This is a genomic window from Pseudomonas sp. EA_65y_Pfl1_P113, assembly GCF_963970525.1.
Taxonomy (GTDB): Bacteria; Pseudomonadota; Gammaproteobacteria; order Pseudomonadales; family Pseudomonadaceae; genus Aquipseudomonas; species Aquipseudomonas tritici.
The window spans coordinates 1-282 of sequence record NZ_CAXAQM010000724.1; the positions used below are offsets into that span (position 1 = coordinate 1).

The 282-nt window shown below is 54.3% G+C and carries 1 pseudogene; it reads right to left on the reverse strand.

The window, feature by feature from the left end:
- Positions 1–242, reverse strand: a pseudogene (locus AACY52_RS31910) (hypothetical protein); the annotation flags it as partial.
- Positions 243–282: the final 40 nt, after the last annotated feature.

Genomic DNA, 282 nt, shown 5'->3' on the forward strand with positions numbered 1-282 from the left:
CCGCCGTAGGGGCACGGCTCGCGGCTGGAACACACGCCGAGTATTATCGGGCGATAAACAACGGCACCTTTTTTAGCCAGTTGAGTCATTTTTTCCATTTCACTGGGCTGAATCAGTCGAACAATCTTAGCCTTCCGCTTCTCTCCATGTGGACTTGCGGATTCCACGGCCATCCGGCCACCTATTCCATAAACATCCGGCCACTGATTCCAAGATGATCCGGCCACCCATTCCACGCTCATCCGGCCACCCTTAAGGCAGGCAGCAACGCAGGATTAATTC